The sequence below is a fragment of the Burkholderia sp. LA-2-3-30-S1-D2 genome (assembly GCF_001523915.2).
Taxonomy (GTDB): Bacteria; Pseudomonadota; Gammaproteobacteria; order Burkholderiales; family Burkholderiaceae; genus Burkholderia; species Burkholderia diffusa.
This window is the reverse complement of the sequence record NZ_CP013383.1, coordinates 283,535-297,614: the sequence shown is the minus strand read 5'-3', so window position 1 is coordinate 297,614 and position 14,080 is coordinate 283,535. Positions and strand designations below refer to the sequence as shown.

Sequence of the window (14,080 nt, the reverse complement as noted above, 5' to 3'; positions counted from 1 at the left end):
CAGGGTCTTCAATGAAAAGAGCCGGCGCTCGTGGCGCCGCTCAGGTACGCCGGGTCACGCGTCGGATCAGGCGGTCGCCCGTGATTTGCACGGCCGAAACGAGTGCGATCAGGATCACGATCACTGTCACCATGACGGTGGTGTCGAAGCGCTGATAGCCATAGCGGATCGCGAGATCGCCGAGCCCGCCCGCGCCGACGGCGCCCGCCATCGCGGTCGAGCCGATCAGCGCGACGACGGTGATCGTGAAGCCGCCGAGCATGCCGGGCAGCGCCTCCGGCAGCAGCACGTGCCACACGATGTGACGGCGTTTCGCGCCCATCGCGAGCGCGGCCTCGATCAGCCCGCGATCGACTTCGCGCAGGCTCACCTCGGCAATCCGCGCGAAGAACGGAATCGCGGCGATCGACAGCGGCACGACGGCCGCCCACACGCCGATGGTCGTGCCGATCAGCACGCGCGTGAACGGCAGCAGCGCGACGAGCAGGATGATGAACGGCGTCGAACGGAACACGTTGACGAGCGCGCCGAGCACCGCGTTCACGCCGCGCCGCGCGTAGATGCCGCCGGGCGCGGTCGTCACCAGGATCACCGCGAGCGGGATGCCGATCAGCGCGGCGATCGCGGCCGACGCGGCGACCATCGACAGCGTGTCGCGGATCGCGTCGAGCAATTCCGGCCACCAGAGTTCAAACATAGCCGAGCACCTCCGCGTGGTTCGCGTGGCGGCGCGCGCGTTCGAGCAGTGCCGCGACCGCGCCGCCGCGAGCCGACGACTGGCCGGCGTCATCCGCGCGCGGTGTGGCCGCGATCACGAGCCGCCCCTGCGCATGCCCCTGGATCCGGTCGATCCCGCCGTGCAGGAAACGCACCGAGCCGCCGAGCGCCGCCGCGAGCGCGCCGACGTCCGGCTCGCCGCCGCTCTCGCCCGTATAGCGGACGTCGAGCACCACCTGCGCGCCGTCCGGCAATGCGGCCTGCTCGGGCAACGGCCGCACGCGCGCGGCCAGGTCGGCCGGCAGGTCGTGCACGATCGTGCTGAGCAGCGCACGGGTCGCGCCGTGGCGCGGATCGCCGAACACGCGCCACACGGGGCCCGTTTCGACGACCTCACCCTGTTCGATCACCGCGACCGTGTCGCACACCGCGCGGATCACTTCCATCTCGTGCGTGATCAGCACGATCGTCAGCCCGAGGCGGCGGTTGATGTCGGCAAGCAGCGCGAGGATCGACTGCGTCGTCTCCGGATCGAGCGCCGACGTCGCCTCGTCGCACAGCAGCACCTCGGGATCGTGCACGAGCGAACGGGCAACGCCAACGCGCTGCTTCTGCCCGCCCGACAGGCTGGCAGGATATGCGTCGCGCTTCGCGGTCAGCCCGACGAGTTCGAGCAGCGCCTCGACCTTGCGCACGCGCTCGGCCTTCGGCACGCCGGCGATCTTCAGCGGCAGCGCGACGTTCTCGAACACCGTCTTCGCGGACAGCAGGTTGAAATGCTGGAACACCATGCCGGTGCGACGCCGCAGCGCGACGAGCCCGTCCTCGTCGAGCGCGCCGACATCGACGCCCTGCACGCACACGCGGCCCGAACTCGGCCGTTCGAGGCCGTTCATGAGCCGCAGCAACGTCGACTTGCCTGCACCGCTGCGGCCGATGATCCCGAACACCTCGCCGCGCCGCACGTCGAGCGTCACGTCGCGCAGCGCGGCGGCCTGGCCGCGCGGCGTCGCGAACACCTTGCCGACGTGCGCGAGCGACACGGCGACTCCGTCAGCACGTCCGGCCGCTTCGTCATGCGCCCCATGTGCGTGCGCGCCTGCGCCGGCCCGCACGGCCGACGCCTCGATGAACCCCAGCGTATCGAACAATTGCGTCATCGCTTCGCTCCGTCACGTTCAGGCATGCGCGGGATGCGCGGGTTCGGGCACGGCGGCCGGCCGATGCTGCGCGCCGGTGTGCCACGCCGGCAGGCGCGCACCCGCGCCGAACAGCTTCTCGCGCAGCGTCGGGGCGGGATCGTAGTCTTCCTTGTAGATGCCGCGGTTCTGCAGTTCCGGCACGACCCAGTCGACGAAATCCTCGAACGACTCGGGCATCACGGTGCGCGTCAAATTGAAACCGTCGATGCCCGTCTCGTCGATCCACGACTGCAGTTCGTCCGCGACCTGCGATGGCGAACCGACGATCGGCGCATAGCGACCGCCGAGCGACATCTGTTCGAGCATCCGGCGCACGGTCCACGTGCCGGTCGTGCTCTTGCGCGAGATCGCGTCGACGGCCGACTGGATCGAGTCGGTCTTCACGTACGAGATCGGCTCGTCGAGGCCGTACTTCGCGAAGTCGATGCCGGTCGAGCTCGCGAAATGCGCAAGGCCGGCTTCCGGGCTCGCGTAGCGCCGGTATTCGTCGAATTTCTCGCGCGCGAGAAGTTCGGTCTCGGCAGTGACGACGCTCACGCCGGCGAAAATCCTGATCGACGCCGGATCGCGGCCCTGCCGTGCGGCAGCCGCGCGAATGTCGAGCGCGGCCGCGCGCGCGGCGGCCTTGCTCTGCCCGTTCACGAACACGCATTCCGCATGTCGCCCCGCGAACTCGACGCCGCGCGCGGACGAGCCGGCCTGGTACAGCACCGGCGTGCGCTGCAGCGACGGCTCGCTCAGGTGAATCGCGTCAACCGAATAGAACGGCCCGTCGTGCTTCACGCGCCGCACCTTTCCCGGCTGCGCGAACACGCGCGCGTGCGCATCGCGGATCACCGCGTCGTCGTCCCAGCTCTGTTCCCACAGCTTGTAGACGACCTCCATGTAATCGTCCGCGCGCTCGTAGCGGTCGTCGTGGCCGATCTGCTGCGCGAGGCCCATCCCGCGCGCGGCGCTGTCGAGGTAGCCGGTCACGATGTTCCAGCCGATGCGCCCCTTCGTCAGGTGGTCGAGCGTCGACATGCGGCGCGCGAACAGGTAAGGCGGCTCATAGGTCAGGTTCGCGGTCACGCCGAAGCCGAGATGTTGCGTGACCTGCGCCATCGCGGGCACGAGCAGCAGCGGATCGTTGACGGGCACCTGCACGGATTCGCGCAGCGCGGCGTCCGGGCCGCCGCCGAACACGTCGTACACGCCGACGATGTCCGCGAGAAAGATCCCGTCGAACTTGCCGCGTTCGAGCGTCCTCGCGAGGTCGGCCCAGTAATCGAGATCGGTGTAGTGCGCGGAGCGATCGCGCGGATGCGTCCACAGCCCGTGGTTGATGTGCCCGACGCAGTTCATGTTGAACGCGTTGAGCAGGATCTTCTTGCGGTTCGCCGTCGTCATGTCGCCTCCGTCACCACGCGATCGCGTACAGCGAGCCGAATGCGTTGTCGAGCGCCCGGCGCACCGCCGGCGAGTGCTGGTAGATCGCGATGAACTTGCGGATGCGCGCGTCGTTCGCGCTCTCCGGCCGCACGACCCACTGGATCGCGAAGTTCTTGTTCTCGGTGCCGTCGAACAACAGCGCGCTGTTCGGGTCGGTCGTGCCGGCGAGCTTGATGAAGCTCGGGTAGCCCTGCGCGAGGTCGACGTCGTCGAGCGAGCGCGCGAGCTGCGACGCTTCCAGCGGGATGATCTTCAGGTGCTTCGGGTTGGACACGATATCGTGCGTCGTCGCGCGGTAGTCGGCGCCCGGCTTCAGCGTGATGAGGCCCGCGCGCTGCAGCAGCAACAGCCCGCGCCCGCCGTTCACCGGATCGTTCGCGATCGCGACGCGCGCGCCGTCCTTCAGCTCGTCGAAGCGCTTCACCTTCTTCGAATAGAGGCCGATCTTCATGATCGTGCCGGGCGCGATCGAGATGAAGTTGTAGCCGCCTTGCTTCTTCGCGTTCTCGAGAAACGGGATGTGCTGGAAGTAGTTGACGTCGATGTCCTTGTTCGCGAGCGCCGCGTTCGGCGTATTCCAGTCGGTGAACTCGACGATCCTCACGACCAGGCCCTGCTCCTTCGCCTCCTTGGCGGCAATCTTCAGCGCCTCGATCTGCGGGCTCGTCGAGATGCCGACGTTCAGCGGCGCGGTGTCGGCGCGCGCGCCGTTCAGCAGCGCGACGCCGAGCAGCGCGGCCGCCAGCAGGCGGACCAGGCTGGCCACACGGCCGGCGGAAAAGCGGGCGGAAAAAACGGGATGCAGCATGGAAACCACTCTCCTGTCCAAAGACGGTATCGACGGATGAGCGGCGCCGCGGCGAACGCGCGGGCGCTCTCCGGACAGTCGTCGTCGCATCGGAAAAAGATCAGCCGATGATAGAGAGCGGCGGGAGGGCGGTCTACGAAGCGATTGTGCGAAGAAAATCGCGTGCGGCGATATGGCGAGCGGCGGACATGGCCGGCTGCCCGGGCCGCCGCCAGGCCGAAATTTCGGCCTGCCCGCCGCGCCGATTCCGAAATCTCGGCCATCCCGCCTGGCAAACCCTTTCCGCAGACGAAACAAATCCCTTATGAATCAATGCATTGAAAATATTCCGGCAGGCCGGAATCCTGGCACGGGGGTTGCGTAATAGACGGCACACGATGCCGCGAAGCGATGCAGGCATTCCAAACATCAGGAGACACGTCTTGCAGACCTCTATCCATACCCCGTCCCAACCCGAGCCGATTGCCGCAGCCGGTCCCGCCACGCGCGAGCGCTTCTGGCCGGAAGGCTGGTGGAAGCTGATGGAAATCCGTATCGGCATCATCCCGCTGCCGGTCTACGTGATCCTGTTCGGGCTGATCGTCGGCTTCGCGGTGACGGGCAAGGTGCCCGGCGAGATCTCGATGGCGATCGCCGTGCTCGCGTTCTTCGGCTTCACGTGCGCGGAACTCGGCAAGCGCCTGCCGCTCCTGCGCAACATCGGCGCGGCCGCGATCTTCGCGACCTTCGTGCCGTCGGCGCTCACCTACTACCACGTGCTGCCGAAGCCGGTGCTGAACCTCACCGTCGAGTTCACGAAGTCGACGAACTTCCTGTACCTGTTCATCGCGTCGATCATCGTCGGCAGCATCCTGAGCATGGACCGGCGCGTGCTGATCCAGGGCTTCGTGAAGATCTTCATTCCGCTCGCCGCCGGTTCGGTCGCGGCCGCGATCGTCGGCACGGCGGTCGGCACCGCGCTCGGCCTCGGCGCGCGCCACACGCTCCTGTACATCGTCGTGCCGATCATGGCCGGCGGCGTCGGCGAAGGCGCGATTCCGCTGTCGATCGGCTATTCGGAACTGATGCACCTGCCGCAGGGCGAGATGTTCGCGATGGTGCTGCCGCCGGTGATGCTCGGCAGCCTGACCGCGATCATCCTGTCGGGCGCGCTCGACATGCTCGGCAAGCGCCTGCCGCACCTGACCGGCAACGGCCGCCTGCAGGTCGGCGAAAGCGGCAACATGACGCCCGAGAACGAGGAAATCCGCGGCCACGTCGACGTCACGCACATCGCGGGCGCCGGCATCACGGCGATCACGCTGTACCTCGTCGGCCTGATGGCGCACAAGCTGTTCGGCCTGCCCGCGCCGGTCGCGATGCTGTTCCTCGCGGTGCTGGTGAAGCTCGCGCGCGCGGTGTCGCCGCCGCTGCAGGAAGGCGCATTCGTCGTCTACAAGTTCTTCTCGACCGCCGTCACGTATCCGCTGCTGTTCGCGATCGGCGTCGCGATGACGCCGTGGGACAAGCTGACCGCCGCCTTCACGATCGTCAACGTCGTCACGATCGTGTCGACCGTCGCGACGCTGATGGGCACGGGTTTCGTGGTCGGCCGCCTGCTGAAGATGTACCCTATCGACACCGCAATCGTGAACGCCTGCCACAGCGGGCAAGGCGGCACCGGCGACGTCGCGATCCTGACCGCCGCGAACCGGATGCAGTTGATGCCGTTCGCGCAGATCGCGACGCGCATCGGCGGCGCGATCGTCGTCACGGTGACGCTGATCCTGGTCGCGCACTTCGGATGACGCGCCGCTGCGCGCACCGTCGCGCAGGCTGCTTCGCACGCGCCGCCGCCGGCCTTGCCGGTGCGCGGCGCGCGTCGTTCGGGGCGTCGCTCCGAGGGCCGGTTGCGGACGACCGGTTGCGGACGACCGGTTGCGGGCTTCGATGAGGGCGAACGTGCAGAAGAGCTTCAAGGGAATCCCGTGGTGGGGCTGGGCGTCGGCCGCCGTGCTGTATGTCGGCGTGGCGGGCGCGGCCGTCGATTTTGCGTGGGAACGCGCGATCGACGCGCTCGAGGAAACCGGCGCGCATCGGCTCGACCTGTATGCGTCGAGCCTGAAGAGCGAACTCGGCCGCTTCGAGATCCTGCCCGGCCTGGTCGCCCGTCAGGACGGCGTGCGCGCGCTGCTGCGGGCCGCGCCGCGAGACCGGCCCGCGCTTGCGCACACCGTGAACACGTATCTCGAAGCCGTGAACCGCGACGCGGGCAGCGGTGCCGTCGACGTGATCGACTTGCAGGGCGAAGTGATCGCCGCCAGCAACTGGAACGAGACGATCAGCTTCGTCGGTACCAACGTGTCGTACCGGCCGTACTTCAAGGATGCGCTGGCACACGGCAGCGGCCGCTTCTTCGGAATCGGCACCAACACCGGTGTGCCCGGCGTCTACTTCGCGAGCGCGGTGCGCGACGACGGCGTGCCGATCGGCGCGACGGCCGTGAAGATCAGCGTCGACCCGCTCGAGTCCGCGTGGCGCGCGCCGGGCGTCGCCGCGATGGTGGTCGACGGCAACGGCGTGGTCGTGATCTCGACCGAGCCGGCGTGGAAGTTCACCGCGCTGCGTCCGATCACCGCGCAGCAGCAGCGCGACATCCAGGCGTCGCGGCAATACGCGGGCCGCACGGTCGACGTGCTGCCGTACCGCCACATCGGCGACCGCAGCGCCGCCGCTTGGTTCGGCACGTTCCCCGATCCGCGTCACACCGGCCGCAGCACACGCTATCTCGTGATGTCGCGGCCCGCGCCGCAGGCCGGCGATTCGCTGATGGTGCTGCTCGACATCGCCGGCGCACGGCGCCAGCAGCAGACCGCGTTCTTGTTCGTCACCGGCGCGTTCCTGATCGCCGCGCTGCTGGTCGGCTACGCGATCCAGCGCCGCCGGGCGATCGTCGCGCGGTTGAACGCGCAGGACGCGCTGCGCCGCGCGAACGACCAGCTCGAACTGACCGTCGCGCAGCGCACGGCCGCGCTGACGGCCGCGAACGAGCGGATGCAGCGCGAGATCGTGGAACGCGAACGCACCGAGCAGCGGCTGCGCGATTCGCAGCAGGAAGTCGTGCACGCGGGCAAGCTCGCAGTGCTCGGGCAGATGGCCGCCGGCCTCACGCACGAGCTGAACCAGCCGCTCGTCGCGATCCGCACGCTGTGCGACAACGCGCGCACGTTCTTCGAGCGCGGCCAGCCGGCATCGGCGTACGCCAATCTCGAACGGGTCGGCAAGCTGGTCGACAGCATGGCCGTGCTCACCGGCGAGCTGAAGACCTTCGCGCGCAAGCCCGACGTCGAGCGTGTCGCCGTGTCGCTGAACGAAGCCGTCGCGCACGCGCGGCTCATCTACGATGCGCGGATCCGCGACGAAGGCGTGCAGCTCGAGGTGAACATCGCGCCTGGCACGACGGTGTCCGCGGAGTCGAGCCAGTTGCAGCAGGTGATCGTGAACCTGCTCGGCAACGCGCTCGACGCGGTGCATGACGCGCCCGTGCGGCGCGTCGTGATCGAAGCCGCCAAAGCCGACGATGCGGACGATGCGGACGAAGGCGGCCGCGTGCGCTTCACGGTCGCCGACAGCGGCGCCGGCATCGCGCCCGAGGTGCTGCCGCACCTGTTCGAGCCGTTCGTCACCACCAAGCCGCGCGGCCAGGGCCTCGGCCTCGGCCTCGCGATCACGTCGCGCATCGTCGAGGCGTTCGGCGCGAAGATCGCCGCGACGAACCGCGACGGCGGCGGCGCGCAGTTCACCATCGAATTCGCGGCGGTCACGCCGCAACAAAGGACAGAGCATGGAAGATGAGATTCGCGTGCTGGTCGTCGAGGACGATGAAAACGTCCGGATCGGCGTCGAGCAGGCCGTCGCGCTCGCCGGGTTCCCGGTCGACGCATTCGCGTCGGCGGCCGACGCACTCGCGCACGTCGCGCCCGGCGCACCCGTCGTAATCGTGTCGGACGTGCGGATGCCGGGCATCGACGGGCTGCAGCTGCTCGAACGCGTGATGGCCGTCGATGCGCAGATTCCGGTCGTGCTGATCAGCGGCCACGCCGACATTTCGACGGCCGTCGGCGCAATGCAGGACGGCGCATACGACTTCATCGAGAAGCCGTTCTCGTCGGACGTGATCGCCGGCCGCGTCGCGCGCGCGGTCGAGAAGCGCAGGCTCACGCTCGAGGTGCAGGGGCTGCGCGCGGCGCTCAACAACTGGCAGGGCATCGAGGCGTTCGTGCTCGGCAAGTCGCCCGCGATGGCCGACGTGCGCAAGAAGATCCTGCGCCTCGCCGATACGTCGGTGTCGGTGCTGATCACCGGCGAGACAGGCACCGGCAAGGAGCTGATCGCGCGCAGCCTGCACGACTTCGGCGGCCGGCGCGATGCGCATTTCGTCGCGCTGAATTGCGGCGGCCTGCCCGAGCAGGTGTTCGAGAGCGAGCTGTTCGGCCACGAGGCCGGCGCGTTCACCGGCGCGATCAAGAAGCGCATCGGCAAGATCGAATGGGCGCACGGCGGCACGCTGTTCCTCGACGAGATCGAGACGATGCCGATTCCGCTGCAGATCAAGATGCTGCGCGTGCTGCAGGAGCGCGTGGTCGAGCGGCTCGGCGCGAACGAACTGATTCCGGTCGATTGCCGCGTCGTCGCCGCGTCGAAGGCCGATCTCGCCGAACTCGCGGCCGACGGGCGCTTCCGCGCGGACTTGCTGTATCGGCTCAACGTCGCGCAGATCGAGCTGCCGCCGCTGCGCGAGCGGCGCGAGGACGTGCCGCTGCTGTTCGAGCATTTCGTGCTCGCGGCCGCGCGGCGCTTCGGGCAGCCGGCGCCGGTCGTCACCGCTGCGCAGGTGTCCGAACTGATGACGCACGCGTGGCCCGGCAACGTGCGAGAACTGCAGAACGTGGCCGATCGCTTCGTGCTCGGGCTGACCAGCGACAGCCTGCTGTCGTCCGGCGGCGAACCGGCGGCAGGCGGCACGCTTGCCGAGCAGATGGCGTATTTCGAGCGGATGCTGATCGAGGACGCGCTGCAGCGTCACCACGGCAACGTGGCGGACGCAAGCGTCGCGCTCGGCATGCCGAAGAAGACGCTTTATCACAAGCTGCGCAACCTGCGGATTCCCGCGCGCGGCGACGCGGCTGCCGACGGCGGCGAGTGACGCGAACGAGGATACGCACACCGGCATGGATCGCATCGACATCACCGAACACGGCCGCCTCATTGGCCAAACCCGCGGCCACCTGATCCGCGGCGTCACGCGCGCGCAGAAGACCTTCCGCCCGAGCGACTGGCCCGAACGGCTCGCGGGCGTCATCACGCTGTTCGTCGGCGAGCGGCGGCCCGGCTATCCCTGCGCGCTGTCGCGGCTCGCGATGCCGATCGTCGACGGCGGCGTCAAATGCCTGTTCGTGTCGGACGAATTGCGCGACGTATGCGCCGACGCGTTCGACTTCGCGATGCAGTTCGCCGCCGACAACGATCTTCCCGTCGAGCTTCAGACCGCGCCCGCGCTGGCGGTGCGGTAATGCGCGGGCCGCATTCGGCGGCCCTTCCCCCCGCTTTTTTTCCCGTTCCGATGCGCGCGTGCGCAGGCATCGGCACGTGCTTTCAGCGGCGCAAACAATCGTCACATGATTGGAGACGCCAACACATCCCCACGCTGCGACAAGGGTTTTCAGCCCTGCCATCAATAAAATTGATCGTGACGATGAAAATTATGCGTTTTCCTTGCAGCTTGCCGTGAGGCATAGTTGCGACGTGATGACGCACCCATTGAGTTTTCAGTCATGAACATGCGAATCGAGCCGTCGGTGCTCGCGAACCCCGACCTGCAATTTGCGACGCTTTCGTCGGGCATCAGCCTGCCGTATGTCGAGCGGGGGAGCGGCGCGCCGATGGTGTTCGTGCACGGATCGTTGTGCGACTACCGTTACTGGGATCCGCAACTCGCGTCGCTGTCGGCCCACTACCGCTGCATCGCGCCGAGCCTCAGCCACTACTGGCCGGCCGTCGAAGCGGGCATCCAGGATGACTTCAGCTGGCAGAACCACGTCGACGAGCTCGCCGAATTCATCGACGCACTCGACCTCGGCCCCGTGCATCTCGTCGGCCACTCGCGAGGCGGCAGCGTCGCGTTCAACGTCGCCCGCCAGCATCCGCAGCTCGTCGACACACTCACGCTCGCCGATCCGGGCGGCCCGCTGCAGCAGCCGGGCGTGCGCGAAGCCGCGCTGCCGGCCGCCGCGATCGCACTGCGCACGAAGGCCGTGAACCTGATCGGGCAAGGCGAAGTCGAAGCCGGCCTCGAGATGTTCGTCGATTCGGTCAGCCTGCCCGGCGCATGGAAGAAGAGCACGTCGCGCTTTCGCACGATGGCGATCGACAACGCGAGCACGCTGCCGAAGCAGCTTCAGGATCCGCTGCCCGCGTATTCGCAGCACACGGCGTCGGACATCGCATGCCGCACGCTGCTGATCGACGGCCAGCGCAGCCCGAAGATGTTCCGCAACAACGTCGACACGCTGTCGCAGTGGATCGGCGCTGCGCAACGGCAGACCGTCGCCGGTGCGTCGCACGGAATGAACGCGGCGAGCCCCGCGGTGTTCAACCGTTACGTGCACGAGTTCGTCGCCGCGTAACGCTCGTGGGCGGCATGCGCGCCGCCCGTGACGCCCCTTTCTCATATGATGCGAAGCGATGCGGACTGCCTGCATCGCGTCGCTTCGTCCGCCTCCGCGTCACATGATCGGTTCGGGCTTGCGCGTCACCGCATCAGGCAACCCGAACACGCTGTCGAACGACCAGTTGTACGCGAACGTGAAGATCGGGAAGAACACGATCAGCACCGCGTCGTACAGGAACGCCTGCAGCAGCGACACGCCGAGCCACCACGCGATCAGCGGGATCAGGAACGTCACGAGCGCGACCTGAAAGCCGATCGCGTGCACGACGCGCCGCGCGACGGTGCGCGTCGTTTCCGCACGCCGCCGCTCCCACGCCTCGAATCCCAGGTTGTACAGAAAATTGACGATGACGCCCGTCGTCGAGATCATCACGCCGAGCAGGCCGCTCGTCGTCGCGCTCGCGCCGCTCAGCATGCCGAGCACCGACGACGCGACGAGGATGCCGAGCACCTCGAACATCACGACGTAGACTATGCGTCTCTTCCATCCTTGCATGACCCACCACCTTCCTGTCGAACGAGGTGGCGAGACTACAGCGGGCACTTCGCCCGCAAAAGTCAGGTCCTTCCAATTTTTCTGACAGGAGGCGCGCGTGCTGACCAGCGACCATATCGACATGCTGCTGACGGTCATCGACAAAGGCTCGTTCTCGGCGGCCGCGCGCGCGCTCGGCCGCACACCGTCGGCGGTCAGCATGGCGATCGCGAACCTCGAGGCCGAGCTGGACCTCGTGCTGTTCGACCGCGGCACGCGCGAGCCGACGCCGACGGCCGCGATGGCCGCGCTGCTGCCCGATGCGCGGTCGATCGCCGAACGGTTGCAGGCATTGCGCGCGCATGCGCAGCATCTGTCGGAAGGCGTCGAGGACACGCTGCGGCTCGGCCTCGCGGCGGAGCTCGACGGCGCGCCCGTTGCGCGCGCACTGACCGCCGTCGCCGCGAAATATCCGGCGCTCGCGATCAGCATCGTCTCCGCGCCGCAGGACGCGATCGTCGACGCATTGCATCGCGGCGCGGTCGATCTCTGCGTCGCGTACGGCGGGCTCGATCTTCATCCGCAGGAACAGATCCACGCGCTGTGGACCGAAACGCTGATCGCCGTCGCCGCGCCCGGTCATCCGACGATCGCCGAAGCCGCGCATCCCGGGGCGATCGAGCGGCTGTCGGGATTCCGGCAGATCGTGATCGCGGACCCGGAACGGCCGCTCACCGACGTGCGCCCCGTGATCGGCAACCGCACGTGGAAGGTGACAGACATGGCCACCGCGATCGCGCTCGTGAAGGCCGGGCACGGCTGGGCGAACCTGCCCGACTCGGTGATCGGCCGGTATGTCGCCGACGGCGAACTCGCGCCGCTCGTGTTCGCGAACATCCGCAACGGGCTGCGGCTGCCCGTGTACCTGCGCCGGCCGAAGCACACGGGGCTCGGCAAGGCGGCCAGCGAACTGGTGCGGGCGCTGCGGGCTGAAGACAGTCTCAGCTGAACGGTGCGGCGAATCATCGCCGCGCCGTGGGTCAACGCACGGCGGATCGACCGTTAGTTGCAATCAACGCATCGTCGTTGCCCCGTTGATCGACCGATCCGCGTCGCCGCGGATCGGTTGTTTCGATCGTCGACCAAACACCGGTTTCGGTGACGCATGGCGAACCGCCACGCGCACCGACGCCTCAACGCACGGCGACTTCCTGCTTGGCCGTCGCCGCATCGCCGACCGCCGTCGGCGCCGCGCCCCACCCGCCGCCGAGCGCGCGGATCAGGTTGACGGTCGACACGGCCTGCGCACCGGTCAGCTGGTTCGCCTGCAATTGCGACTGCAGCACCGACCGCTCGCTGTCGATCACGTCAAGATATGCGACCTCGCCCTCCTGATACTGCGTACGCGACAGTGTCGCCGCACGACGCGACGCATTGACGGCCGCATCCTGCGCGCGGATCTGGTCGTCGAGCAGACGCAGATCGGCGAGATTGTCCTCGACCTCGCGGAACGCGACGAGCACCTGCTGCCGGTAGTTCGCGACCTGTTCGTCGTACTGCGCGCGCGCCTGCTGCACGCCGGCCGCACGGCGCCCGCCGTCGAACAGCGGCAGCGTCAGCGCGGTGCCGGCGAACGGCCCGAGCAGGAACGTGCGGCTCGACCACAGGAACAGGTTGCCGAGCGTCGACGCTTCATAGCCGAACGCGCCCGTGATATCGAGCTTCGGGAAATACGCCGACTTCGCGAGGCCGATCCGCGCGTTCGCGGCCGCCATCGCGCGTTCCGCAGCCGACACGTCCGGGCGGCGTTCGAGCAGCGCGGACGGCAGGCCCGCGGGGACCTTCACCGCGACCGGCACGATCGGCGTCTCCTTGAACGCGAAGTCCGCGGGCGCCTTGCCGAGCAGGATCGCGAGCGCATGCTCGGACGCCGCGCGCCGGCGCGCGACGCCGACCGCATCGGCCTGCGCGGTCGCCAGTTCGTTCTTCGCGCGCGACACGTCGAGCTCGCTGATGTCGCCTTCGTCGAAGCGGTGCTGCACGAGCTTCAGCGCCTGGTCGCGCAGTTCGACCGTGCGGCGGTACAGGTCCTGATCCGCGTCGAGCTGGCGCAGTTCGAAGTAGTTCTGCGCGACGTCCGCCTGCAGCGCGAGCTGCACCGAACGGAACAGCGCTTCGCTCTGCGCCTGGTCGGCACGCGACGCCTCGACGTTGCGGCTCACGCGGCCGAACAGGTCGGCCTCGTACGACACCGTGCCCTGCGCGCGCCACAGCGTCGCGTTGGTCGGGCCCGTGCCCTGCGGCTGGAACTGCGACGCCGACGACAGCCCTTCCCGCGTCGGCCCGAACCCGGCGCCGACCTGCGGGAACCACTGCGAGCGCGCGGTGCGGGTCGCCGCGCGCGCTTCCTCGACTCGCGCCGCCGCAGCCTTCAGGTTCTGGTTTGCGGCGAGCGCCTGCGACTCGAGCGAGTCGAGCACCGGATCGCCGAACACCTTCCACCATTCGCCGCGATGCTCGCCGTCCGCCGGTTCGGCGGTCTTCCACGTGCCGGCCTGTTCGCCGGCCGCGAGCGTCGGCGCTTCCTTGAACGCCGCGGGCGTCGACACGTCCGGGCGCTTGTAGTCGGGCCCCACCGCGCACGCGGCGAGCAGCGTCGCGAGCAGGGTGCTCGCGGCCGCCACCTTCGCGAAGCGCATCAGGCCATTCGTGTTGTGCATGTTGTCCATCTTGTTTTC

The 14,080-nt window shown here is 68.3% G+C and carries 12 protein-coding genes; 6 read left to right on the top strand and 6 right to left on the bottom strand.

Annotated features, from left to right (window positions below):
- Positions 1–40: 40 nt before the first annotated feature.
- The 4 genes from WS66_RS01390 to WS66_RS01375 are packed head-to-tail and all read right to left on the bottom strand — an operon-like array spanning position 41 to position 4,158.
- The gene (locus WS66_RS01390; protein WP_059599098.1) at positions 41–697 is read right to left on the bottom strand and encodes a methionine ABC transporter permease; all 657 of its coding nucleotides are present in this window, start codon (positions 695–697) and stop codon (positions 41–43) included.
- Positions 690–1,877: a methionine ABC transporter ATP-binding protein gene (locus WS66_RS01385; RefSeq protein ID WP_059599097.1), complete on the bottom strand. Its 1,188-nt coding sequence runs from the start codon at positions 1,875–1,877 to the stop codon at positions 690–692. The genes WS66_RS01390 and WS66_RS01385 overlap by 8 nt, the downstream gene beginning before the upstream one ends.
- Before the next feature lie 18 nt (positions 1,878–1,895).
- Positions 1,896–3,308, bottom strand: a complete 1,413-nt coding sequence (locus WS66_RS01380) for an LLM class flavin-dependent oxidoreductase (RefSeq protein WP_059599096.1) — start codon at positions 3,306–3,308, stop codon at positions 1,896–1,898.
- A 10-nt stretch (positions 3,309–3,318) separates the two neighbouring features.
- Entirely contained in the window at positions 3,319–4,158 is an 840-nt protein-coding gene (locus tag WS66_RS01375) for a MetQ/NlpA family ABC transporter substrate-binding protein (protein ID WP_059599095.1), read from the bottom strand.
- Between the two features lie 422 nt (positions 4,159–4,580).
- Between WS66_RS01375 and WS66_RS01370 the strand changes: the two genes are divergently transcribed.
- The 5 genes from WS66_RS01370 to WS66_RS01350 all read left to right on the top strand — a co-directional run bounded on the left by WS66_RS01370 (position 4,581) and on the right by WS66_RS01350 (position 10,823).
- Positions 4,581–5,945 carry a 2-hydroxycarboxylate transporter family protein gene (locus WS66_RS01370; protein WP_059599094.1) on the top strand — a complete coding sequence of 455 codons (1,365 nt, stop codon included), beginning with the start codon at positions 4,581–4,583 and terminating at the stop codon, positions 5,943–5,945.
- A 142-nt stretch (positions 5,946–6,087) separates the two neighbouring features.
- On the top strand, positions 6,088–7,992 hold the full coding sequence (locus WS66_RS01365; protein WP_059599093.1) for a sensor histidine kinase: 1,905 nt from the start codon (positions 6,088–6,090) through the stop codon (positions 7,990–7,992).
- Positions 7,982–9,343: a sigma-54-dependent transcriptional regulator gene (locus WS66_RS01360; protein ID WP_059599092.1), complete on the top strand. Its 1,362-nt coding sequence runs from the start codon at positions 7,982–7,984 to the stop codon at positions 9,341–9,343. The genes WS66_RS01365 and WS66_RS01360 overlap by 11 nt, the downstream gene beginning before the upstream one ends.
- Positions 9,344–9,368: 25 nt before the next feature.
- On the top strand, positions 9,369–9,710 hold the full coding sequence (locus WS66_RS01355; protein WP_059599091.1) for a DUF3579 domain-containing protein: 342 nt from the start codon (positions 9,369–9,371) through the stop codon (positions 9,708–9,710).
- Positions 9,711–9,971: 261 nt separating this feature from the next.
- Positions 9,972–10,823 (top strand): alpha/beta fold hydrolase, encoded by an 852-nt coding sequence (locus WS66_RS01350; RefSeq protein ID WP_059599090.1) that lies wholly within the window; start codon positions 9,972–9,974, stop codon positions 10,821–10,823.
- 99 nt (positions 10,824–10,922) lie between these two features.
- On the opposite strand, the gene WS66_RS01345 is transcribed toward WS66_RS01350, so the two are convergent.
- On the bottom strand, positions 10,923–11,363 hold the full coding sequence (locus WS66_RS01345) for a PACE efflux transporter (RefSeq protein ID WP_059599089.1): 441 nt from the start codon (positions 11,361–11,363) through the stop codon (positions 10,923–10,925).
- 97 nt (positions 11,364–11,460) lie between these two features.
- Here WS66_RS01345 and WS66_RS01340 point away from each other — a divergent pair, with 97 nt between their 5' ends.
- On the top strand, positions 11,461–12,351 hold the full coding sequence (locus tag WS66_RS01340; protein WP_059599088.1) for a LysR family transcriptional regulator: 891 nt from the start codon (positions 11,461–11,463) through the stop codon (positions 12,349–12,351).
- 184 nt (positions 12,352–12,535) lie between these two features.
- Here WS66_RS01340 and opcM read toward each other — a convergent pair whose 3' ends face one another.
- Positions 12,536–14,071 carry a multidrug efflux transporter outer membrane subunit OpcM gene (opcM, locus tag WS66_RS01335; RefSeq protein ID WP_059599132.1) on the bottom strand — a complete coding sequence of 512 codons (1,536 nt, stop codon included), beginning with the start codon at positions 14,069–14,071 and terminating at the stop codon, positions 12,536–12,538.
- Between the last annotated feature and the right edge of the window lie 9 nt (positions 14,072–14,080).

Excerpts from the sequence above, each read along its gene's own strand:
- WS66_RS01390 (WP_059599098.1), bottom strand. The coding sequence starts at position 697 with ATGTTTGAACTCTGGTGGCCGGAATTGCTCGACGCGATCCGCGACACG.
- WS66_RS01385 (WP_059599097.1), bottom strand. The coding sequence starts at position 1,877 with ATGACGCAATTGTTCGATACGCTGGGGTTCATCGAGGCGTCGGCCGTG.
- WS66_RS01380 (WP_059599096.1), bottom strand. The coding sequence starts at position 3,308 with ATGACGACGGCGAACCGCAAGAAGATCCTGCTCAACGCGTTCAACATG.
- WS66_RS01375 (WP_059599095.1), bottom strand. The coding sequence starts at position 4,158 with ATGCTGCATCCCGTTTTTTCCGCCCGCTTTTCCGCCGGCCGTGTGGCC.
- WS66_RS01365 (WP_059599093.1), top strand. The coding sequence starts at position 6,088 with ATGAGGGCGAACGTGCAGAAGAGCTTCAAGGGAATCCCGTGGTGGGGC.
- WS66_RS01360 (WP_059599092.1), top strand. The coding sequence starts at position 7,982 with ATGGAAGATGAGATTCGCGTGCTGGTCGTCGAGGACGATGAAAACGTC.
- WS66_RS01355 (WP_059599091.1), top strand. The coding sequence starts at position 9,369 with ATGGATCGCATCGACATCACCGAACACGGCCGCCTCATTGGCCAAACC.
- WS66_RS01350 (WP_059599090.1), top strand. The coding sequence starts at position 9,972 with ATGAACATGCGAATCGAGCCGTCGGTGCTCGCGAACCCCGACCTGCAA.
- WS66_RS01345 (WP_059599089.1), bottom strand. The coding sequence starts at position 11,363 with ATGCAAGGATGGAAGAGACGCATAGTCTACGTCGTGATGTTCGAGGTG.
- opcM (WP_059599132.1), bottom strand. The coding sequence starts at position 14,071 with ATGGACAACATGCACAACACGAATGGCCTGATGCGCTTCGCGAAGGTG.